Origin of the sequence: Mesorhizobium sp. B2-7-3, assembly GCF_006440715.1 — a bacterium.
In the GTDB taxonomy this organism is placed as follows: domain Bacteria; phylum Pseudomonadota; class Alphaproteobacteria; order Rhizobiales; family Rhizobiaceae; genus Mesorhizobium; species Mesorhizobium australicum.
In genome coordinates this window covers 276,357-297,751 of record NZ_VFTY01000004.1, presented here as the reverse complement: position 1 = coordinate 297,751, position 21,395 = coordinate 276,357, and the positions used below count along the sequence as shown (strand labels likewise).

Genomic DNA, 21,395 nt, shown 5'->3' with positions numbered 1-21,395 from the left:
CGCCGTCCGCCCGGCTATTGAGCGAAGCGATCCAATCCATAGGGCGCCAGCAGCGTGTCGCGCTTGCCATCAAGAATTTCGCGCGTGGCGAACAGGCCGATGGCTGGCGCCAGAGTGATGCCGGAATGCATGACCGCGATATAGACACCCTCCTTGCCTTTGGCGCGGCCGATGATCGGAAAGCCGTCGATCGGTGTCGGCCGGTAGCCAACGGTGTGGAAATCCAGCTCCAGCCCGTCGCTGTCGCGCAGCATGGCCTTCATGGCCGCGAACAATTCACGCGCCGTGGCTTCGGCGTCCATGCCGGGATCGGCGCCGCCGAAATCCGAGCCGGCGATGATTCTACCCTCGGCGGTCTGACGCATGTGCAGGCGCTCGGCCAGCACCAGCCCGTTGAGCAGTTTCTTGTAAGGCCGCGAGTGGACGATCAACCCGGGCGGTGTCTCGATCGGCAGGTTGATGCCGGCGGTCGCGGCAATGTCTGGCGAACCCACGCCGGCCGCGATCACCACCTCGTCGGCGGCAAACAGTCCATGCGATGTGTCCACGCCGGTAATCTTGCCGACGCTTTGGACAAGCGCCGTCACCGTGCTGAAGAGGATTCGCGCGCCGCGCCGTTCGGCATCGGCCAGCAGTGCCTTGGTGGCCGCGACAGGCTCGGCGACACCCTCTTCTGCGACATGCAGGGCGAAATCGGGAAGCTCGGTGAGATTGGGCTCGATGAGCGCCACCTCGCCGCGGTCGACGCGCTCGATTCCGTAGCCCCACTCAGAATGCTCTGCTGCATAGGTCTTCATGTCGGCCGCCGGCAGATCCCAGCACAGGCCGCCGCACCAATTGAGCGGCAGGCCGGGGAGGTCCCGCGCTAGGCGAGCCCACTCAGCCATGGCGCGGGTGCGCAGCCGGAAATACGGCTCCGGGTTACCCCAGCTTGCGTTGATCCAGGCAAACGAGTTAGGGGTCGCCACGCCGCCGCGTTCGCTTTCGGCAATGACTGTCACCTGCGCGCCCGCAATGGTCAGATGCCAGGCGATGGAAGCGCCGATGATGCCGGCGCCGATGACGATCACTTGTTTCGCCTCGGTCATGGTCGCTCCTTTGCCTCGTGATTGGGGGACGGTTCATCCCAGTGCCATTCCGGCGGCCCGTTGCCAACATTGGCAGCGCAAAATTATGCATCTTGACATCATCGCTTCTTCGACCATGTGCGCTATCTCGATGCCTTCCTCGACGCGCTCGGCATCCAGGACATGGTGCTGGTCGCCCAGGATTGGGGCACGGCCCTTGCCTTTCATCTCGCGGCGCGGCAGTGCCATGCCGGATGGCTTCCGGGGGTCGTTCAGGCAGGCCGCTTGAACGAGCCAGCCTGAAGCAAGCCCCGCAACCGGCGGTGTTCACGCCGCCGGACCGGTCGACAGCCCGGCGCTGCGCTGCTAGAAGCCCGGCCTGTCACACGGAAATCCCAAGAGAATGCCCGAAACTATCCCAGAGGAAGTGGCGCGCCGCCGCACTTTCGCGATCATCGCCCACCCCGACGCCGGCAAGACGACGCTGACCGAAAAGCTGCTTTTGTTCGGCGGCGCCATCCAGCTTGCCGGCGAGGTGAAGGCCAAGAAGGACCGTATCCAGACCCGGTCCGACTGGATGAAGATCGAGCGCGAGCGCGGCATTTCGGTCGTCACCTCGGTGATGACCTTCGAATATGAGGACAACGTCTTCAACCTGCTCGACACGCCGGGCCACGAGGATTTCGCCGACGATACCTATCGCACGCTGTCGGCGGTCGACTCGGCCGTCATGGTCATCGACGCCGCCAAGGGCATCGAGCCGCGCACGCTGAAATTGTTCGAGGTCTGCCGGCTGCGCGACATCCCCATCATCACCTTCGTCAACAAGATGGACCGTGAAAGCCGCGATCCGTTCGAGATTTTGGACGAAATCGAGCAGAAGCTGGCGCTGGACACCGCGCCCATCACCTGGCCGATCGGCCGTGGCAAGACCTTCTCCGGTACCTATCACCTGGCGCTGAACGCCGTGCGCAAGGGCGATGACGAGAAGGAACGCACCCCCGTCAACGGTCCCGATTCCAACCGCGTTGCCGGCCTTCTGCCGGAAAACGAGCGCGAGGCCTTCATCGAGGAACTCGAGCTCGCGCGAGAAGCCTGCCGTCCGCTCGACATCGAGGCCTTTCGCGAGGGCCATCTGACGCCGGTCTATTTCGGCTCGGCGCTGCGCAATTATGGCGTGCGCGATCTGATCGAGGCGCTTGGCGCCTTTGGCCCGCCGCCCCGCGCGCAGGAGGCCGATACCCGCACTATCGAGGCGACGGAGGAGAAAATGACTTCCTTCGTCTTCAAGATCCAGGCCAACATGGATCCCAATCACCGCGACCGCATCGCCTTCGTGCGCGTCTGCTCGGGCAAGCTCGAGCGCGGCATGAAGGCCAAGCTGGTGCGCACCGGCAAGCCGATGTCACTCTCGGCGCCGCAATTCTTCTTTGCCCGCACCCGCGTCACCGCCGACGAGGCGTTTGCCGGCGATGTCGTCGGCATTCCCAACCACGGCACGCTGCGCATCGGCGACACGTTGACCGAAGGCGAGGAAATCCTGTTTCGCGGCGTGCCCAACTTCGCCCCGGAAATCCTGCGTCGCGTCCGTCTCGGCGACGCGATGAAGGCGAAAAAGCTCAAGGAAGCGCTGCACCAGATGGCAGAGGAGGGCGTCGTCCAGCTGTTCTCGCCGGAAGACGGCTCGCCGGCCATCGTCGGTGTCGTCGGCGCCCTCCAGCTCGATGTGCTCAAAGAGCGGCTGAACTTCGAATATACGCTGCCGGTCGAATTCGAGATGTCGCGCTTTTCCATCTGCCGCTGGATATCGGCCGACGACAAGGGCGAGGTGCTTCGCTTCATCGAGGCGCATCGCGGCGACATCGCCCGCGACCTCGACAACGACCCGGTCTTCCTCGCCCAGCACGCCTTCTCGCTGAACTACGAAGCCGAACGCTGGAAGGCGATCCGCTTCGCCACGATCAAGGATTATCAGGTGCGAGACAAGGCGGCGTGATTCTAGGAGTAGTGAGTAGTGAGTAGGTACGCCTCGTTCTCCCATCGCACTACTCACTAGCAACTACTCACTACTCTACTCTTATGATCACCCCTTGGCCGCCGCTTCGATCTCAGCGATGTCGATCTTGCTCATCTGCATCATTGCCGACATCACCCGGCCGGCCTTGGCCCTGTCCGGATCCAGAAGCAGGCGCGGCAGCTGCTCCGGCACGACCTGCCAAGACACACCGAATTTGTCCTTTAGCCAGCTGCATTGCGAAGGTTCGCCGCCACCTTCGATAAGCTTCTCCCAGAAGTAGTCGACCTCTTCCTGCGTCTTGCAGTCGATCGACTGTGACATCGCCTCGTTGAACTTGAATTGCGGTCCGCCATTGAGCGCCTGGAACGGCACGCCGTCGAGCTCGAACGTGGTCATCAGCACTTTGCCCGCATCTGCGTGACCCTCGGGCCAACGCAGAACGCTCGTAACCTTCGAATTCTTGAAGATGGAGACGTAGAAATTCATCGCCTCTTCTGCCCGGCCGTCGAACCACAGGCAGGTGGTGATCTTTTGCATGTCGTGCTCCTAGGTTGCTTCCTGCTGTTACAATGAAACGGCTGACTCCGAGAATGGTGCCATTTCTTGCCGTCTGCCCAAGGACGGCCCTGATACGCCCGACCCGACATAGACATCGAATTTTTCTGAGACGCTCGTTTTTTCAGGAGAACCTGGCGCATTGCAAAAATGTGGCCAGACCATACTTGGCGGTCTATAAACCCTGCGATCAAAATTCAGCGCCGCCACGCTCCGCATCGAGCGCAGCCAGACAGCCAAGGAAAATTCATGCCCGCCTATCGCTCCCGCACCACCACCCATGGCCGCAACATGGCCGGCGCCCGCGGCCTGTGGCGCGCTACTGGCATGAAGGACAGCGATTTCGGCAAGCCGATCATTGCGGTGGTCAACTCCTTCACCCAGTTCGTGCCGGGCCATGTCCATCTGAAGGACCTAGGCCAGCTCGTCGCGCGCGAGATCGAGAAGGCCGGCGGTGTCGCCAAGGAATTCAACACCATCGCCGTCGACGACGGCATCGCCATGGGCCATGACGGCATGCTCTATTCGCTGCCGTCGCGCGAGCTGATCGCCGATTCCGTTGAATACATGGTCAATGCGCACTGTGCCGACGCCATGGTCTGCATTTCCAATTGCGACAAGATCACGCCCGGCATGCTGATGGCCTCATTGCGCCTCAACATCCCGACCGTTTTCGTCTCCGGCGGCCCGATGGAAGCCGGCAAGGTTGTGCTGGCCGGCAAGACGCAGGCGCTCGACCTCGTCGATGCCATGGTTGCGGCCGCCGACGACAAGATCTCCGACGAGGACGTCAAGGTCATCGAGCGCTCGGCCTGCCCGACCTGCGGTTCCTGTTCGGGCATGTTCACCGCCAATTCCATGAACTGCCTGACCGAGGCGCTGGGCCTGTCGCTGCCCGGCAACGGTTCGACGCTGGCCACGCATGCCGACCGCAAGCGCCTGTTCGTCGAGGCCGGCCATCTCATCGTCGATCTCGCCCAGCGCTACTACGAGCAGGATGACGAGAGTGCATTGCCGCGCAGCATTGCCTCGAAGGGCGCCTTCGAGAACGCCATGACGCTCGATGTCGCCATGGGCGGCTCCACCAACACCGTGCTGCACATTCTGGCCGCCGCGCATGAGGGCGAGGTCGATTTCACCATGGAAGACATCGACCGGCTGTCGCGGCGGGTGCCGGTCCTGTGCAAGGTGGCGCCGGCCAAGTCCGACGTCCACATGGAAGACGTTCACCGCGCCGGCGGCATCATGGCGATCCTTGGCCAGCTCGACAATGCCGGGTTGCTCAACCGCGACCTGCCGACCGTGCATACGGCGAGCCTCGGCGAAGCGCTCGACCATTGGGATATTTCGCGCACCTCGAGCCAAAATGTGCGCGACTTCTTCCTCGCCGCGCCCGGCGGCGTGCCGACGCAGGTCGCCTTCAGCCAGGACCGCCGCTGGGACGAGCTCGACATGAACCGCGAGACAGGCGTCATCCGCTCGGCCAATACGCCTTTCTCGAAAGACGGCGGCCTTGCCGTCCTGAAAGGCAATCTGGCGCTCGACGGCTGTATCGTGAAGACAGCCGGCGTCGACGAATCGATCCTGAAATTCACCGGACCGGCTCGCGTCTTCGAAAGCCAGGACGCTTCGGTCAAGGCGATCCTTGCCAATGAGATCAAGGCTGGTGACGTCGTCGTCATCCGCTATGAGGGTCCGCGCGGCGGCCCCGGGATGCAGGAGATGCTCTATCCCACCAGTTATCTGAAGTCGAAAGGCCTCGGCAAGGCCTGCGCGCTGGTCACCGATGGGCGCTTCTCCGGCGGCACCTCGGGCCTGTCCATCGGCCATGCTTCGCCGGAAGCGGCGGAAGGCGGGCTGATCGGACTGGTGCAGGAGGGCGATACGATCGAGATCGATATCCCGAACCGCACCATTCGCCTTGCCGTCGATGACGCGGAACTCGATGCGCGCCGGGCGGCGATGGAGGCCAGGGGCGCGGACGCCTGGAAGCCGCAGGAAAAGCGCAAGCGCAAGGTGACGACGGCGCTGCGCGCCTACGCCGCCTTCGCCACCAGCGCCGACAAGGGGGCGGTGAGGCACGTGCCGGAGTAGGATCCGGGTGGGGAGTCTGACGACGCTGCGATAGCTGCGCTCGTGAGCGGCTTCAACTATGCTCGTTGCCGGTCACATCAGCGCCGCCCCTCACCTGCCTGCCGGCATCTTCTCCCCGTATAGCGACGGGGAGAAGGGGCTTACGGCAACCTCTTAGCATTCTTGCAACAACGACAAATTGGGCGAAGCCGTTGATGCCGACCCCTTTCTCCCCGTCGCTATACGGGGAGAAATGTCCGGCAGGACAATGAGGGGCAGCACAAACTCCGCAGGACTACCTGTCCTCGACTTGCGCCGCCCCACATTAAGGCATCAGCTGATATTCATATAGCTTCTGGTAAAGCCCGCCTTGCCCGAGCAGCATCTTGTGCGGCCCGCTTTCCACCACCTTGCCGGCTTCCAGCACCACGATCGTGTCGGCCTGGTGCACGGTCGAGAGGCGGTGTGCGATGACGATTGTGGTGCGCCCTTCCGTCAGCTGTTGCAGCGCGTCGCGGAACAGCGCTTCCGACTCGGCGTCGAGCGCACTGGTTGCCTCGTCCAGCAGCAGGATTTCGGCATTGCGCAGCATGGCGCGCGCGATCGAGATGCGCTGGCGCTGGCCGCCCGACAAGAGGCCGCCATTCTCACCGACATCCGTCTCGTAGCCTTTCGCCTGCGCGACGATGAAGTCATGGGCGTTGGCAGCCCTGGCCGCGGCGATCACCTCGTCGTCGGTCGCGTCCTCGCGCCCAAGCCGGATGTTGTGCATGATCGTGCCGGCAAACAGGAACGTATCCTGGCTGACATAGGCGATCTTTTCCCGCAGTGAGGCGAGCGTGGCATGGGAAATATCCTGGCCGTCAAGCAGCACCCTGCCGCTCTTCGGGTCATACATGCGCATGATGAGGTTCAGGATCGTCGACTTGCCGCCGCCGGAGGGGCCGACCAGCGCCGTCATCTTGCCGGGCGCCAGGGTCAGGTCGAACCGGTCCAACACCGGCGGACCGTTCTGATAGGCGAAGCTGACGGCATCGAACCGGATCTCGCCCGGTCCGGCCCGAAGCGGCTTCGCATCCGGCTTCTCGGCTAATGTCAGCGGCTGGTCGGCGAGCTCGAACATCATGCGCACGCCGACAATGCCGCTTTCCAGCGATATGCGCACCCGCGCGAGGCGCTTTGCCGGCTCATAGGCAAGCAGCAGCGCGGCGATGAAGGCCATGATGTTGCCAGGCATCTGGCCGCCCTGCAGGACCAGCAAGCCGCTGACCATGACGGCGCCGGCGATCGCCAGGCCGGCCAGCGTTTCCATCACCGGATTGGTCACCGCTTCCAGCGCGGCGATGTTGTTGGCCCGATCCTCGACGTCCGCCACCGCCCTGTACATGCGTTTGCGCATCAGGCCTTCGAGATTGAAGGATTTGACCACGCGCACGCCGATCGCGGTTTCCTGCATAACCTGCACGATCTGGCCGACCGAGCGGAACTCCATGGCGGCGAACTTGCGCACGCGCTTCAGGATGCGGTTGACGCCGTAGATGGCCAACGGACCGACGACGAAGCAGATCAGCGACAGCGCCGGCTGCTGCCAGACCATGACCCCAATCAGGGCAGCCAGCGTCACCAGATCGCGCACGTAGGAAGTGACGATGAGGTCGAGCACGTTGCGCGCCGCCTGGGCATTGTTGGTCATGCGGGTGATCAGGTCGGACGACGAGGTCGAATGGTAGAATTCGATGCCTTGCGCCAGGATACGGTCATAGATCTTGCGCTGCCGTTCGGCGATGATGGCGTTGCCGACGCGGCTCATGAAGTAGGCCTGGACGAAATTGGCGATGCCCTTGACGATGAAGATCCCGGCGACCGCCACGGCGATCATATTGACGCGGTCGACCCGTTTATCGATGACGAATTCATTGGTGATTTCACGCAGGATCCAGGCACTGGCGGCCGTCATGCCGGCCACCACGAGCATCGACAGGATGGCGGCGGCGTAGCCGGCCCTGTGTTGCCGGAACGATTCCCGGAGCAGCCTTGCGACGAGGCGCTGGTTCTCCGTCGAGCGGAAGAAGCGAAACAACGGCTGATCCTTGATGCCGGGATGACGAAGGCGGCTTATAGAGGGAGATGCCGCCGGAGGGAACCTTTCGCCGCCATGGAAAGAAACCGCTGCGGCGGGGTGTCTTTTGAGACACGATGCGGCAGTGATTCTTCAAGCAGGATGATGACAGATGGATTTCGATCTTATTGTGCGCGGCGGCACGCTTCCGGATGGCGGCATCGCCGACATCGGCATCAGCGGCGAGACGATCGCCGCGATCGAGCCGAAGCTCGACGGTTCCGCGCGGACCGAGGTCGACGCCCATGGCAATCTGGTGTCACCGCCCTTCGTCGATCCGCATTTCCACATGGACGCGACGCTCTCCTACGGCCTTCCGCGTATCAACGCGTCGGGCACGCTGCTCGAAGGCATAGCGCTATGGGGCGAACTGAAGCCGCTCCTGACGCACGAGGCCGTGCGTGACCGGGCGCTCGCCTATTGTGACTGGGCGGTGTCGATGGGGCTGCTCGCCATCCGAACCCATGTCGACGTCTGCGACGACCGGCTGCTGGCCGTCGAGGCGCTGCTGGAGGTCAAGAAAATCGTCGCCCCCTATATCGATCTGCAATTGGTTGCCTTCCCTCAGGACGGCTTCTATCGCTCGCCGACCGCGCGAAAAAACACCATTCGCGCGCTGGACATGGGCGTCGACATCGTCGGCGGCATTCCGCATTTCGAGCGCACCATGGCCGATGGCACGCGCTCGGTCACCGAACTGTGCGAGATCGCGGTAAAACGCGGGCTCATGGTCGACCTGCATTGCGACGAGACCGACGACCCGCTGTCGCGCCATATCGAACAGCTCGCCTACGAAGCGCAGCGCCTCGGCCTGCAGGGCAGGGTGGCCGGTTCGCACCTCACCTCGATGCATTCGATGGACAATTACTACGTTTCGAAGCTTCTGCCGCTGATCGCCGAGGCCGGCGTTTCCGCGATTCCCAATCCGCTGATCAACATCATGCTGCAGGGCCGCCACGACACGTTTCCGAAGCGGCGTGGCATGACGCGCGTCAAGGAGATGCTGGCGCTCGGCATCCGTGTCGGCTGGGGTCAGGATTGCGTGCTCGACCCCTGGTATTCGCTGGGCACCGCCGACATGCTCGACGTCGCCTTCATGGGCCTGCATGTCACCCAGATGTCGAGCCCCGCCGACATGGCGCGCTGCTTCGACATGGTCACCAACGTCAATGCCGCGATCATGGGCCTCGACCATCTCGGCCTCGGCGTCGGCAAGCGCGCCAGCCTGGTGATCCTCGATGCCGGCAATCCGATCGAGGCTCTGCGCCTGCGCGCCGAGCGCATCTGCGTCATTGCCAAGGGCAAGGTGGTGGCGGAGCGGACGAGGCAGGATACCAGGCTTTCGATCTCCGGCAGGCCGTCGCAGGTGAACCGCAGACATATATCCACCTAGATACAGCCGATTCCCGACGCTGGTCTTACCTATTTCCCGATTTCTCCTCGTCAAAGCCGGCGCTTCCGTCTACGACGCGGCTCGGGCGAGGGAGGAATCGGGGCAGGCATGACGCAACCCGTGGCGCGGAATTCCACAATCAAGAATGTCCTCCTGGCCGGCATCCTGCTGATGCTGGCCGGCGACTTCCTGTTTGCGCTCAATGATGCGATGGGCAAGTGGCTGGTCGCCAGTTTCTCCGTCGGCCAGGTGGTGCTCATCCGCTCGATCGGCGCTTTCTTCGTGCTGGGTCCGATGATCGCCAACCAGGGCGCCGGCAGACTGTTCCAGCTGGAGCGGCCAGGGTTGCAGATCCTGCGCGTGGTGGCGACGACACTGGACACCGCCTTGTTCTACGCCGCCGTCGTCTACCTGCCGCTTGCCGATGTGATGAGCTTCTACATGGCCGGGCCGATCTATGTGGCGGCGCTGTCACATTTCCTGCTTGGCGAAAAGGTCGGCTGGCGCCGCTGGGTGGCGATCCTGCTCGGCTTCTGCGGTGTGGTCATCATGCTGAAACCGTCCTCTGCCGCGTTTTCGCTGTCATCGAGTTTCGCACTTGTCGGCAGCCTTGCCTTCGCCTTCGCCATCATCCTCAACCGACGCCTGCGCGGCACCAGCGACACCAATCTGGTGACATGGCAGACGATCGGCACGCTGGCGGTCGGCGGCGCCCTCACCATCGGGGCCTGGAAGACGCCGTCTGCGCTTGATTTCGGCGCCATGCTGCTGCTCGGCATCGTTTCCTGCGGGGCGCATCTGATGATCACCAGGGCGCTGAAACTGGCGCCGGCCTCGACGCTGGCGCCGCTGCACTACACGCTGCTCTTGTGGGCGGTGGTGTTCGGGCTGGTGTTCTTCGGCGACGTTCCCGGTCCGCGCATCCTGATCGGCTCGGGCATCATCGTCCTGGCCGGCCTGTTCATCTTCCACCGCCAGAAGGTGGTAGACACCACGGTGCCGCCGGAGAACGTGCCGAAAGGTGTGAACTAGGGGCCAGATTTCTGGTGCCTAGCCCTTGCGTACCGCCGCCAGGTGCCGCGAAAATTCCTCTGTCTCCATCAGCGCCTTGCAGCGGGCGAAGCGGCCGTCGGCATAGGCGCGGAAATCGTCGACGGGATTTTCATTGGCAAGCTGGATCAGCCCCCACAGCGTCCACAACAGGTCACACATCGCCTTGTAGATGACGATGCGGCCGCGCTCCGCCGGCCTCGCCTCGCCGCCGAAATAGGCGCGCATCAGCTCCTCGTCCTGGGCGGCTTCGAACTTGCCTTCGACGCTGAGGTCGCCGAGGTCCCAGAGCGGGTCGTTCATCCCCGAATATTCCCAGTCGACGATCCACATCCGCTCGCCCGTGTCGAGGAAATTCTCGCACAGCGGGTCGCAATGGCAGGCGACGAGAGGCAAGGGGCGGACGGCCAAGGCCGAGCGTACGCTCTCGGCCTCGCGCACCACGTCATGATAGCCGGCGGGCAGGGCGACATCCCTGGTCGACAGCACCTTGAGATAGTCGTCGATCATCCAAAACAGTTCGAAGCGGAAAGGGAACACCGCGCCGGACGCGTGCAGCTTGCGGAAGGCCTCGGCCGCTCGGGCCGGGCTGCCCTGCCGCTCCCTGAACTTCTCCGGCGACATCGTCTCCGCACCGGCAATGTAGCGCGTCACCATCAGGCCGCTGGCGGCGTCGGCATGCAGCACTTCAGGACTTACCCCCGCGATTGCCGCCTCACGCGCGGCAATCGCCTCGTTGGCGCGGTTGATGTATTCCTCGGTGCCTTTGCCTGGAATACGCAGGCAGTAATCGCCGGCCTTGAAGACGAGGTTGGTCAAGCCGCCGAGCCGTTCCAGCGGCCCAGTATAGCCGGCCAGTACCGGAATGACGGCAAGTTTTGCCCGCGCCTCGTCTGTCCCCATGCCTGCGTCCCCACGCGTTATTTCTCGGCTGCACGGTTCCACAATTTTCGCCGTTTGGCTATCATCGCGGCGAGACGAGGGATGGTGGACAGTGGCGGACAGCAAACATCAAGGCGCGCTCGGCGAGGTCTACGCGGCCAAGCGCCCGGAAGAGGTGGCCGCACTGTACGACCGCTGGTCGCAAACCTACGACGCCGACATGTCGGCAGCCGGCTACCGCCACCCGACCATCTGCCTTGCTTTGCTCGCCCGCCATCTGCCGCGCGGGTCAGCCCCGCTGCTCGACGCCGGGGCCGGTACCGGGCTGATCGGCGAGTGGCTCGATATTGCCGGCTATCCCCAGGTCGAGGCGCTGGATATCTCGCAAGGCATGCTGGATCAAGCCGCGCGCAAGGGCGTCTATTCGGCGCTGCATTGTCTGGCGCTCGGCGGCGCCTTGCCATTTGCCGACAGCACTTATGCCGGCATCATCTCGGCCGGCGTCTTTACCTCCGGCCATGTCGGCGCCGAGGGACTGGACGAACTGATCCGCATCTGCCGGCCGGGTGGGGTGATCGTGCTGACGGTCAAGAACACGTTGTGGGATCACGGTTTTGCCGCGCGCATCGCCGAACTCGAGGCACAAGGCCTGGTCACGCGGGTCGAGGAAACACGACCATATGTCTCAATGCCAGGCGAGGCCGATACCGTCCCCAGCCGTGGCCTCGCCTTGCGCGTGAGTTAAGCCTTCACGCGCTCCATTGCCGGGTCGTATAGCGGCTCAAGATGGATTTGAGCCGGCGTCCGCTCCATCGCCACCACAAGTTCATAGCTGCCCGAGGCGAGAAAATCATCGCTTACTCCGTCAGCGTTGCGCACATAACCGTAGCCGATGTTCTTTCCCACCGTGTAGCCATAGCCGCCGCTGGTGAGATAGCCGACCGGCTGGCTATCGCGCAGGATGGTCTCGCGTCCGACGAGCACGATCTCCGGATCGTCGACCGTGAAGCCGGCAAAGCGCTTCTTCAGCGAGGCGCCGCCAATCTTCTCGAGTGCGCGCCGTCCGACGAAGTCGGTGTTCTTGCGCAGCTTGACCGCCCAGCCGAGCCCAGCTTCCAGCGGTGTGTCGTTGGGCGTGATGTCGGAGCCCCAGGCGCGATAGCCCTTTTCCAGCCGCAGCGATTCCAGCGCGCGGTAGCCGACCGGCCGGATCTCGTGCTTCCCGCCGGCCGCCATCAGCGCGTCGAAGACTTCGCCGGTAGCGGCGATCGGCACATGCAGTTCCCAGCCCAGTTCGCCGACATAGGTGACGCGCAGCGCCCGGACTGTGTGACCGGCTATTGTGATCTCGCGCACATGGCCGAACGGGAAGCCGGCATTCGACACATCCGCATCGGTGACCGCTGAAAGCACGTCGCGGGCGCGCGGTCCCATCAGCGACAGCGTGCCGAAATCCTCGGTGACATCGGCGAGCTGGGCATCGAGGCCGTGGCCAATATGGTCGCTGATCCACGAGGCATCATGGGTGCGGAAACCCGTGCCAGTGACGATGTAGAATTTTTCCTCGGCCAGCCGCGACACGGTCAGGTCGGCCTCGATGCCGCCGCGCGAGTTGAGGAGTTGCGTGTAGGTCAGCCGGCCGACCGGCTTGCCGACATCGTTGGCACAGATCCAGTCCAAGGCCCTCGCCGCGTCGGGCCCGCTCAGCTCGTACTTGGCGAAGGACGACTGGTCGAAGATACCGACACGCTTGCGCACGTGCCGATGTTCGTCGCCGACGGCGGCGAACCAGTTCTGCCGGCCCATCGAATAGATGTCCTTCGGCTCGACGCCCTCCGGCGCGAACCAGTTCGGCCGTTCCCAGCCGAGCTTGGAGCCGAACACGGCGCGATGGTCTTTCAGTCTGTCGTAGAGCGGGGAGACGATGCGCGGCCGGCCGCTGGTGTATTCCTCGTGCGGGAAGCCGATCGCGTAATGCTTGCCATAGGCTTCCAGCGTACGTTCGCTTACCCATTGCCGGTCGCGGTGCAAGTTGGAAAAACGCCTGATGTCGACCACCCAAAGGTCGAGCGGCGCCTCGCCGTCGACCACCCATTGCGCCAGCACCCAGCCGGCGCCGCCGCCCGAGGCGATGCCGAAGGCGTTGAAGCCGGCGCCGACGAACATGTTGGCGCATTCGGGCGCCACACCGAGGATGAAATTGCCGTCCGGCGTGAAGCTTTCCGATCCGTTGATCATCTGCTTGACACCGACCGTCTCCAGCGCCGGCACCCGCGCGATCGCCTGCGCCATGTGCTGCTCGAAATGATCGTAGTCGTCGTCGAACAGCCGGAACTCCCAATCATTGGGCACGTCGCCCCCGGGAAGATTGGTCGTCCAGGCTTGCGGGTTCGGCTCATAGCCGCCCATCACCAGCCCGCCGACCTCCTCCTTGAAATAGGTGCGCCGATCGGGGTCGCGCAGCGTCGGCGCGTCGGTTCCCAGCCCCGCGATTTTCTCGGTGATGATATACTGGTGCTTGACCGGCTGCAGCGGCACGTTGATGCCGGCCATCGCGCCGACCTGCCGCGCCCATTGCCCGGCGCAGTTCACGACCTTGTCGCAAGCGATGTCGCCTTGATTGGTCTTCACCGCCGTGATGCGGTCGCCCTTCATCTCGAAACCCGTGACGCGCACGTCCTCGTAGAGATTGGCGCCGTGCATGCGCGCGCCCTTGGCCAGCGACTGCGTGATGTCGGAAGGGCTCGCCTGGCCGTCGGTCGGCAGCCAGGAGGCGCCGACGAGATCGCCGGTCTCCATCAAGGGCCACATCGCCTTGACTTCCGCCGGAGACAGCAGCTGCATGTCCATGCCGAAGCTTTTCGCCGTCGTCGCCAGCCGTTTGTATTCGGTCCAGCGGTCGGCATTGGTGGCGAGCCTGAGGCACCCCGTCATCTTCCAGCCGGTGGCAAGACCGGTTTCGGCTTCCAGCCCCTTGTAGAGGTCGACCGAGTATTTCAGTACTCGCGTGATCGAGGCCGACGAGCGCAATTGGCCGACCAGGCCGGCGGCATGCCAGGTCGAGCCCGAGGTCAGCTTGCCCTGTTCGAGCAGCACCACGTCGGCCTTGTGGTCACGCGCCAGATGATAGGCCGTCGAACAGCCGATGATGCCGCCGCCGATGACGACGATCTCGGCCTGGCTAGGCAAGGTCATGATTTCAGGATCCCGTATTTTATCCGGTAGTTTTCCAGCGCCGCGTCGAGCCGCGCCAGGTTTTCCTCGGTGTAGGCGACGTAGTCGATGCCGGGAGCGTCGAGATAGAGCTCCGACACCATGCTCCACATCGCCTCGCGTAGCAGCGAGGCACATTGCATGGCGGCGTGCGAGCGGCGGATCGCCTCGTCCGGTTCCTTCATGAAATAGGCGGTCAGGAAGGCGAAGGATTCCTCGTCGCTCATGCCCGCGTTCGAGGCGACGCCGGCAAGGTCGAACATGGCCGTATTGAAGCCGGCATATTCGAAATCGATCAGCCAAAGCCTGCCGCCGTCGTCCAGAATGTTGGCCGGCAAAAGATCATTGTGGCCAAAGACGATCGGCAGCAATTTCTGGGCGCGCTCCAGTTCGTCGGCCAACGCCAGAAAGCGCGGCAGGTCACCGCGCTTGCGGCTGTTGCCCTCGTCGAGCGTGCGTGCATAGTCGCGGATGACGTGGAACACCCAGAACATGAAGCCGGCGCCGGAGATATGGTTGGGCATCTCGCGGTGAAAGCCGCGCATCAGCGTCGCGACGCGGCGGAGATTGGCGCGCACGTCCTCGGCCAGATAGGTTCTGGCGCCAAGAAACGCCGTCACCATGATCCCCGGTTCGGCATAACGGACCGCCGGTGCGAAGCCCGCCGCGTGAGCCGCCCGCGCGGTCATCACCTCCCGTTCGCGGAAGACATGGTGGAACGGATAATCCTGGCCGAAACGCACCACATGTTTGCCGGCCGCATCGGTGACCACATAATTGGCGTTGCTCAGGCCGCCGGGCAGCGGCGCGATCTCGATGGCGCCCGTCCAGCACGGCAGGGCGTGGATGCGGTCTTCGGCAATCACGGGATCATCCCTGGTTGGCAGGCCTGGTTTGCTGGGCTTCGATATGGCGCCATGGGCCGCGCAACGGCGGCGTGGTGAAACGCAAACAATCTCGTCGGTGCGGGATGCCAGGATCGGTATCCCGCACCGCACCGACGAGCCCCTTGGCCAGGTTTTTGCGCCCGGCATCCGCCCCCGCGGATCTGAAAATTCCTTGCGCCAGACACGTTACAGGCTGCCTGGGGTCAGTGAATTGCGGCTCTGCCAATTACCATCCCGCTGCAGTTCCGAACCCGTTGAAGATGGATTTCACGCCGGGGTTGCTCTTCTGTCAATAAAAAGATGTGACTTTTTTTGGGTGTTTTGTCCGAAAGCATGGGCAATTTCTTTAAAAGCGCTAGGAATGCCTTAGAATCGGTCATTTTTGGGATGCCCATATGAACCACTCGAAACGGCATGGCGAGATCCTGCGGCTGCTGCAGGAAGAGGGAACCGTCACTATCGCCAGCCTGGCCGACCGGTTGGGCGTTTCGCTCGAGACCGTGCGCCGCGACGTCAAGCCGCTCACCGGCGACGGCTCGGTTCTGAAGATGCATGGCGCCATCGGCCTGCCGTCGATGGTCGGCGAAGCGCCGTTCGAACGGCGCATGCGCGAGCATGCCGACGCCAAGCGAAGCATTGCCCGCGCGGTCGCGGCCACCATCCGCGACGGCGAATCGATCATGCTCGACACCGGCACCACGACCTCGTTCCTGGCGCGCGAACTGCTCGGCCACCGGCGCCTGACGGTCGTCACCAACTCGTCCGACATCGCCCGCACCCTGGCGACCATCAACGGCAACAAGGTCTATATGGCCGGCGGCGAGCTGCGCAGCGATTCAGGCGCCGCGTTCGGGACGTCGGCCATCGAGTTCGTCAGCCGCTTCTCGGTCAGCCACGCCATCATCTCCACCGGCGCCGTGGATGCGCTGACCGGTGTCATGGACTTTGATCTGGACGAGGCGGAATTCGCCCGCATGGTGCTGTCGCGGGGCCAGCGATCGCTGGTCGTCACTGACCACACGAAGTTCGGCCGCCAGGGCCTGGTCCAGGTCTGCGGCTTTGACGGCTTTTCCGAACTCGCCACCGACCGCGCGCCGCCGCACGACATTGCCGCGGCACTGGCGCAGGCCGGGGCGCGCCTCAGCGTCGCCGGCGGAATTTAGCCGAAGACCAGCGACTGGTGGGCGCACACGCCCGCGAAGGTGCCGCCCGAGACGGCGAAGGCGATGTTGTGCATCGCGCGTGCCGCGTCACCGGCGGCATAGACGCCGGGAACCGTCGTTTGCTGCCGGTCATCGACTGATATCATCGGGCCGAGCAGGCCGTCCTTGAGGCCGCAGCCGAGCTGTTCGGCCAGCGGGCTCGCCATCGTGTTGCGTGGCGCGGTGAATATCGCCTTGACGCCAGCCTTCCGGCCATCGACGAGATGGACAACCAATCCCCCGGAGCCATCATCGCTCAGTTCGTTGACCGTCGCGGGCTCGAACCTTACATTCTTGCTCTCAAGCGCATGCATCTCGTCGGCATCGGGCTCGATCAGCCCGTTGCCGAACAGCGTGATGTCGCCCCAATCGGAAATCAGTTGCGCCTGATGCATGGACATCGGGCCGGTCGCGAGCACGCCGAGCGGCCCGGTGGAAACCTCGTAGCCGTGGCAATAGGGGCAATGCAGCACGGTTCTGCCCCATTGCTCGGCAAGCCCGGGAACCTCCGGCAGGATGTCGCGCACGCCGGTTGCCAGCACCAGTCGAGCGGCGCCGAATGTCTCGCCGCCATCGGTGGTGATTTCGAAATCGCTGCTGCTGTTGGCAATGGCTTTGTCCGCCCGTGCGGTCACAAGCCTGGCCGTCGGGTAGGCAAGCAATTGCCGCCTTGCATCGTCCAGGATCGCTCCAGGCGTGCGTCCGTCCTGGCCGAGAAAGCCGTGCGAATGCGCGGCAAAGCGGTTGCGCGGCTGGCCGGCGTCGATCACCAGCACGGTGCGCCGCGCCCGCGCCGCCTGCATGGCGGCGGACAGGCCGGCGAAGCTGCCGCCGATAACGGCAAGATCATACTGCATGGCTGGAAACTCCAACGAGGTCGAAACGACGGCGAAAATCGGCTGTCAGGTCGGCCAGCGTGATGCGGCTGAGCTTCTCCGCCAGCAGCTTCTCGGCCGCGATGCGAAAATCGTCGAGCACGGCGATCACCGCTTGCTCGACGAGACAGCCCGGGCTTTCCGGCTCGGTGCTGAACGGCAGCAGCGTCTCGCCCAGGGCAAGGCTGATCTCGGCCAGTGAAATGTTCTCGGGCGCGCGCCCGAGCAGCCAGCCGCCGCCATGTCCGCGTGACGAGGTGACGATGCCGGCGTCGCGCAAGCCTGCGATGGTCCGGCGCACCACCACCGGATTGGTATGGATGAAGGTGGCAAGCTGCTCGGAGGTCAGAGCCTGCTCGGGCTTCTCGGCCATGTGAACGAGGATGTGCAGAGTGGAAGACAGTCGGCTATTGCGCTTCATGTAACTTAGTTAGTTACGATTTATCGCAATGTCAAACGCACCAGCGGCCTTGCGAGGTTGGCGGCAAGGCTAAACGGGTAAAGCGCGAAAACTCATCCTGAAGCAGGCGCCGCTGGGCTTGCCATCGAGGATATCGATGCGGCCGCCATGGAGATACATGATTTCCTGCACGAGATTGAGGCCGAGGCCGGCGCCATGGTCCTGCGGGCGCAGCCGATAGAAGGGCTCGAAGATGCGCTCCCGCTCGCCCGGCGGGACGCCGTCGCCTTCGTCCCGGACCTCGATGATGGCGGGCGTTGTGACGGTGACGGTGATCTTGCCAGCGCGGCCGCCATGCTCGATGGCGTTCTGGACGATGTTGGTCACCGCGCGCTCGATGGCGGTGCGGTCTCCGGTGGCGAACATCGTGTCCCGTTCCGGCTCGAACGACATTTCGTAACCGGCAGAAAACGCCATCGGCGCGAGGTCCACGATAACGCCGCGCGCGGTCGCCACGAGATCGACCGCTTCGAACGGCGACGTCTGCCGGTCGAGGCGCTGCAGGTCGAGCAACTGGTCGGTCAGCGTCGAAAGCCTGGCCGCGTCCTGCAGCAGCCGTGCCCGCTCCGGTGTCGCCGGCAGCGAGGCGAGGCGCGTGTTGAGGATGGCGACCGGTGTCCTGAGCTCATGGGCGGCGTCGGTGAGGAAGCGCTTGTGGCGCTCATAGCCCTTGTCGAGGCGCGCAAGGGCGGCATTCACGGCCTTGACCAGCGGCGTCACTTCCGTCGGCACGTCCTTCAGCGGCAGCTGCACGCCGCGCTGGTCGATGTCGATGCGCTCAGCCTCGGCCGCCGCATGGCCAAGGCCCGACAAAGCGCCACGCACCACCCATGGCGTCGCGAACAGCGTGGCCAGCGCCATCAGCCCGGCGAGCGGCAATATGCCCTGCAGGAAGAATTGCGGCGCCTGGCCGAGCAGACGCAGCAGCGAAAGCCCGCCCTTGGTGCCGCTGAAAATCTGGACGTTGCCGGCCATCGTGTCGGTCCAGCGGATCTTTCCCTCCGGCGGCGCGGCTTGTCCGATTGCATGGTCGATACGGGCGTCGCTGATCGTGTCCAGCAGTCCGCTGAAAGGCTGGAAGATGGGCGGCACGGTCCCCTCCTGCAGCCTTTGCCCCTGCTTGTCTCGAATGATGAACCAGAGGTCGGAAACACCCGACCGCAGCTTCGTCAGGTCCGAGGTCTCGCGCAGAACCAACTTGCCGCCGGCATCGCGTGTCACCGCATCCGCCAGCACGTCCATCGTGCCGTCCTCGTAATCGTCCGGGATAAGGCCGGTGGCCAGCATGGCGCCGAGAATGCCGACGATGATCAGGGTCAGCATGGCGCATTGCAGCAAGGCGATGCGCAGCACCAAGCTCCATTTCAGCGAATGCAGGCGCTTGAGGCTCATCGCTTGGCGCTCATGTCGTCTCGCGCAGGAGATAGCCGACGCCGCGAATGCCGTTGATCGTCACCCCGGCATTGGCATCGGCGAGCTTGCGGCGCAGGCGCGAGACATGCGTGTCGAGCGCGTTGGACTGGATCTCGTCGTCGAGACCGAACACCGCCTCCATCAGCGCCTCGCGCTGCACCATGCGGCCGGTGCGGCGCATCAGAGCCTCCAGCACAAGGAGTTCGCGGCGCGGCAGGCTGAGCGGTTCGGCGCGGATAGAGGCTTCGCGATGTCCGACGTCGAGCACCAGATCGCCGGCGCGGATGAACTGCGACTGCAGCGGCGCCGGGCGCCTGAGCAGCGCGCGCAACCGGGCAAGCAGTTCCTCGAACGCGAATGGCTTTGCCAGATAATCGTCCGCGCCCATGTCCAGCCCATCGACCTTGTCCGACGTGTCGCCTCTCGCCGTCAGCACCAGCACGGGCGAGGTGTTCCTGGCCGAACGCAGTCTCGGCACCAGCGACAGCCCGTCGCCATCCGGCAACTGGCGGTCGAGCAGGATGGCGTCATAGCTGTCGACGGCAACGAACCCCTCCGCCTCCAGCAATGTGCCGGCGTGATCTACCACCATGTCGTGGCGCTTCAGCGCGGCACGCAGGGCCGAGACCATCTCGGGTTCGTCTTCGACCAGCAAGATACGCATCGACAATCCCTCAGAACACTGCGTCGGGCGCTACCGCGCCAACATTGCGTGAACATGGCAAAGCCGAAGGACTGCGGTCGACAGGCACTTTCTTAGCCTCAGCGAGATTGCGCAATGTCTATGCAACCCAGTCGCGGCAAACAACGCCGGGTCGGCACGAATCGGTCGCGCCGACGTGAAGGCGTCAGGCCCGAATATGCAACAGGTCGGGCCTGACGCTCGAAACCAATGACGCTGAAACGAAACCACGTGGCCACACCAAACTGGTTGGCGTGATGTTGTCCGGGATTGAGGTTACCATGCCCGCAAATGATGCTCTGTCTTTTCTCATGGCGTGGACCGTCGCGCCGTTCAGGGTCGGCTCCGTCACGCCGTCCAGTTCCAGCCTGGCGGCATTGATGACCCGTGACATTGGACCCGAGACTGGCCCCGTGCTGGAACTCGGCCCAGGAACCGGGCCGTTCACGAGGGCGCTGCTGTCGCGCGGGGTGAAGGAGGAAGATTTGACGCTGATCGAATCCGATCCGGATTTCGCCGCACTGCTCATGCGTCGTTTTCCTGCTGCCCGGATTTTCGAAATGGACGCCGTCGGTCTGCGCCATCTCTCGCTCTTCCAACGGCCTGCGATTGGCGCCGCCGTCAGCGGCTTGCCTTTCCGGCTGATTTCGCCGCGCAGGACATTTGCCATTCTCGAAGCTGTTTTCGCCAACCTTCGCCCCGGCGCAGCGCTCTACCAGTTCACGCTCGGACGGCGCTGCCCATTCGACCAGTCGCTGCTCGACAGGCTCGATCTCGGGGTTACGCGGGTTGGCCATACCTTTCGCAACTTCCCGCCGGCGACGGTCTATCGCATCGCCAGGCTCAAGACGTCAGGAACCTACGACTGGCGCTTCGCATGACGGGACCATTGTCGGCCATTCTTGGCTTCGGCCTGTTCGGCGTCTTCTGCCTCGCCTTTACCGAGAAGATTCTGCCGATCCCGCCCTCGCATGTGCTGCTGCTGTTCCTCGGCATGACGGCGGCGCCTGACGATGCGACGCTGGCAATCCTGCTTGGCGTGACCACGCTGGCCTCAACGACAGGCTGTCTCGTCTGGTACACTGTCGGCCGCCGGATCGGAATCGATCGCGCCGACAGGCTGGTCGAGCGGTTCGGCAGATATGTCTTTTTGCGCCCCGAGACCTACCGCAAGCTTGGCCAGGCCTATCGCCGCAACCATGTCAGGGTTTCCCTGCTGGCGCAGTTCATTCCGACGGTGCGCAACTATTTGCCGATCGCGGCCGGCGCGCTCTGCCTGCCAGCCTTACCTTTCGTGGTCGCGACGGTAGCCGGAGCCACGCTCTGGAATGCCGGCTTTCTGCTTACAGGCTATGCGCTGCATGGCAGCGGCCAGAGCCCGCTCGCCGTCGGCTTTCGCATCATCGCTATTGTCGTGGCGCTGGAAACGGCGTTCATGCTTGCCTTGCGCTACGGCCCGGCATGCTGGCGGCGCATCCGGCCGATGCTCGGCTGAGCCACGGCCAGA

General features: G+C 64.0%; 18 protein-coding genes and 1 pseudogene. 9 read left to right on the top strand and 10 right to left on the bottom strand.

Going from position 1 to position 21,395, the window contains the following annotated elements:
* Positions 1–14 precede the first annotated feature (14 nt).
* Entirely contained in the window at positions 15–1,088 is a 1,074-nt protein-coding gene (locus FJW04_RS11590; protein WP_140714212.1) for an FAD-binding oxidoreductase, read from the bottom strand.
* 99 nt (positions 1,089–1,187) lie between these two features.
* Between FJW04_RS11590 and FJW04_RS11585 the strand changes: the two are divergent.
* Positions 1,188–1,310 (top strand): annotated as a pseudogene (locus FJW04_RS11585) (alpha/beta fold hydrolase); the annotation flags it as partial.
* 160 nt (positions 1,311–1,470) lie between these two features.
* Positions 1,471–3,063 carry a peptide chain release factor 3 gene (locus FJW04_RS11580; RefSeq protein WP_140614886.1) on the top strand — a complete coding sequence of 531 codons (1,593 nt, stop codon included), beginning with the start codon at positions 1,471–1,473 and terminating at the stop codon, positions 3,061–3,063.
* A gap of 87 nt (positions 3,064–3,150) precedes the next feature.
* On the opposite strand, the gene FJW04_RS11575 is transcribed toward FJW04_RS11580, so the two are convergent.
* Positions 3,151–3,621: a VOC family protein gene (locus tag FJW04_RS11575; protein ID WP_015314150.1), complete on the bottom strand. Its 471-nt coding sequence runs from the start codon at positions 3,619–3,621 to the stop codon at positions 3,151–3,153.
* Positions 3,622–3,888: 267 nt separating this feature from the next.
* Between FJW04_RS11575 and ilvD the strand changes: the two genes are divergently transcribed.
* Positions 3,889–5,733 (top strand): dihydroxy-acid dehydratase, encoded by a 1,845-nt coding sequence (gene ilvD / locus FJW04_RS11570; protein ID WP_140714210.1) that lies wholly within the window; start codon positions 3,889–3,891, stop codon positions 5,731–5,733.
* Positions 5,734–6,037: 304 nt separating this feature from the next.
* Here the strand turns inward: ilvD and FJW04_RS11560 are convergent, their stop codons facing one another.
* Positions 6,038–7,792 (bottom strand): ABC transporter ATP-binding protein, encoded by a 1,755-nt coding sequence (locus FJW04_RS11560; RefSeq protein WP_140714208.1) that lies wholly within the window; start codon positions 7,790–7,792, stop codon positions 6,038–6,040.
* Between the two features lie 151 nt (positions 7,793–7,943).
* Here FJW04_RS11560 and FJW04_RS11555 point away from each other — a divergent pair, with 151 nt between their 5' ends.
* The gene (locus FJW04_RS11555) at positions 7,944–9,224 is read left to right on the top strand and encodes an amidohydrolase family protein (protein WP_140714206.1); all 1,281 of its coding nucleotides are present in this window, start codon (positions 7,944–7,946) and stop codon (positions 9,222–9,224) included.
* Between the two features lie 108 nt (positions 9,225–9,332).
* Positions 9,333–10,256, top strand: a complete 924-nt coding sequence (locus FJW04_RS11550; protein ID WP_140714204.1) for a DMT family transporter — start codon at positions 9,333–9,335, stop codon at positions 10,254–10,256.
* Between the two features lie 18 nt (positions 10,257–10,274).
* On the opposite strand, the gene FJW04_RS11545 is transcribed toward FJW04_RS11550, so the two are convergent.
* Positions 10,275–11,177, bottom strand: a complete 903-nt coding sequence (locus tag FJW04_RS11545; RefSeq protein WP_140714202.1) for a phosphotransferase family protein — start codon at positions 11,175–11,177, stop codon at positions 10,275–10,277.
* Positions 11,178–11,268: 91 nt separating this feature from the next.
* Here FJW04_RS11545 and FJW04_RS11540 point away from each other — a divergent pair, with 91 nt between their 5' ends.
* Positions 11,269–11,901, top strand: coding sequence for a class I SAM-dependent methyltransferase (locus FJW04_RS11540; RefSeq protein WP_140614880.1), 633 nt, complete (start codon positions 11,269–11,271; stop codon positions 11,899–11,901).
* Here FJW04_RS11540 and FJW04_RS11535 read toward each other — a convergent pair.
* Together FJW04_RS11535 and FJW04_RS11530 are read right to left on the bottom strand one after the other, a co-directional pair.
* A complete protein-coding gene (locus tag FJW04_RS11535; RefSeq protein ID WP_140714200.1) occupies positions 11,898–14,351 on the bottom strand; it encodes an FAD-dependent oxidoreductase in 2,454 nt (817 codons plus the stop codon). The two genes, FJW04_RS11540 and FJW04_RS11535, sit on opposite strands and share 4 nt — an antisense overlap.
* Positions 14,348–15,235, bottom strand: coding sequence for a phosphotransferase family protein (locus tag FJW04_RS11530; protein WP_140614878.1), 888 nt, complete (start codon positions 15,233–15,235; stop codon positions 14,348–14,350). Before FJW04_RS11530 ends, FJW04_RS11535 begins: the two co-directional genes overlap by 4 nt.
* Before the next feature lie 416 nt (positions 15,236–15,651).
* Here FJW04_RS11530 and FJW04_RS11525 point away from each other — a divergent pair, with 416 nt between their 5' ends.
* On the top strand, positions 15,652–16,419 hold the full coding sequence (locus tag FJW04_RS11525; protein WP_140614877.1) for a DeoR/GlpR family DNA-binding transcription regulator: 768 nt from the start codon (positions 15,652–15,654) through the stop codon (positions 16,417–16,419).
* Here the strand turns inward: FJW04_RS11525 and FJW04_RS11520 are convergent.
* The 4 genes from FJW04_RS11520 to FJW04_RS11505 form a co-directional block, all read right to left on the bottom strand.
* A complete protein-coding gene (locus FJW04_RS11520) occupies positions 16,416–17,315 on the bottom strand; it encodes an NAD(P)/FAD-dependent oxidoreductase (protein ID WP_140714198.1) in 900 nt (299 codons plus the stop codon). The two genes, FJW04_RS11525 and FJW04_RS11520, sit on opposite strands and share 4 nt — an antisense overlap.
* Entirely contained in the window at positions 17,305–17,754 is a 450-nt protein-coding gene (locus FJW04_RS11515) for an Rrf2 family transcriptional regulator (RefSeq protein WP_140714196.1), read from the bottom strand. The genes FJW04_RS11520 and FJW04_RS11515 overlap by 11 nt, the downstream gene beginning before the upstream one ends.
* Positions 17,755–17,823: 69 nt before the next feature.
* Positions 17,824–19,185 (bottom strand): HAMP domain-containing sensor histidine kinase, encoded by a 1,362-nt coding sequence (locus tag FJW04_RS11510; RefSeq protein WP_140714194.1) that lies wholly within the window; start codon positions 19,183–19,185, stop codon positions 17,824–17,826.
* 10 nt (positions 19,186–19,195) lie between these two features.
* On the bottom strand, positions 19,196–19,870 hold the full coding sequence (locus FJW04_RS11505) for a response regulator transcription factor (RefSeq protein ID WP_140660565.1): 675 nt from the start codon (positions 19,868–19,870) through the stop codon (positions 19,196–19,198).
* 299 nt (positions 19,871–20,169) lie between these two features.
* On the opposite strand from FJW04_RS11505, the gene FJW04_RS11500 reads away from it, so the two are divergent.
* Both FJW04_RS11500 and FJW04_RS11495 read left to right on the top strand, forming a co-directional pair.
* Positions 20,170–20,769, top strand: coding sequence for an rRNA adenine N-6-methyltransferase family protein (locus FJW04_RS11500; RefSeq protein ID WP_140714192.1), 600 nt, complete (start codon positions 20,170–20,172; stop codon positions 20,767–20,769).
* Positions 20,766–21,383 carry a DedA family protein gene (locus FJW04_RS11495; protein WP_140714190.1) on the top strand — a complete coding sequence of 206 codons (618 nt, stop codon included), beginning with the start codon at positions 20,766–20,768 and terminating at the stop codon, positions 21,381–21,383. The genes FJW04_RS11500 and FJW04_RS11495 overlap by 4 nt, the downstream gene beginning before the upstream one ends.
* Positions 21,384–21,395: the final 12 nt, after the last annotated feature.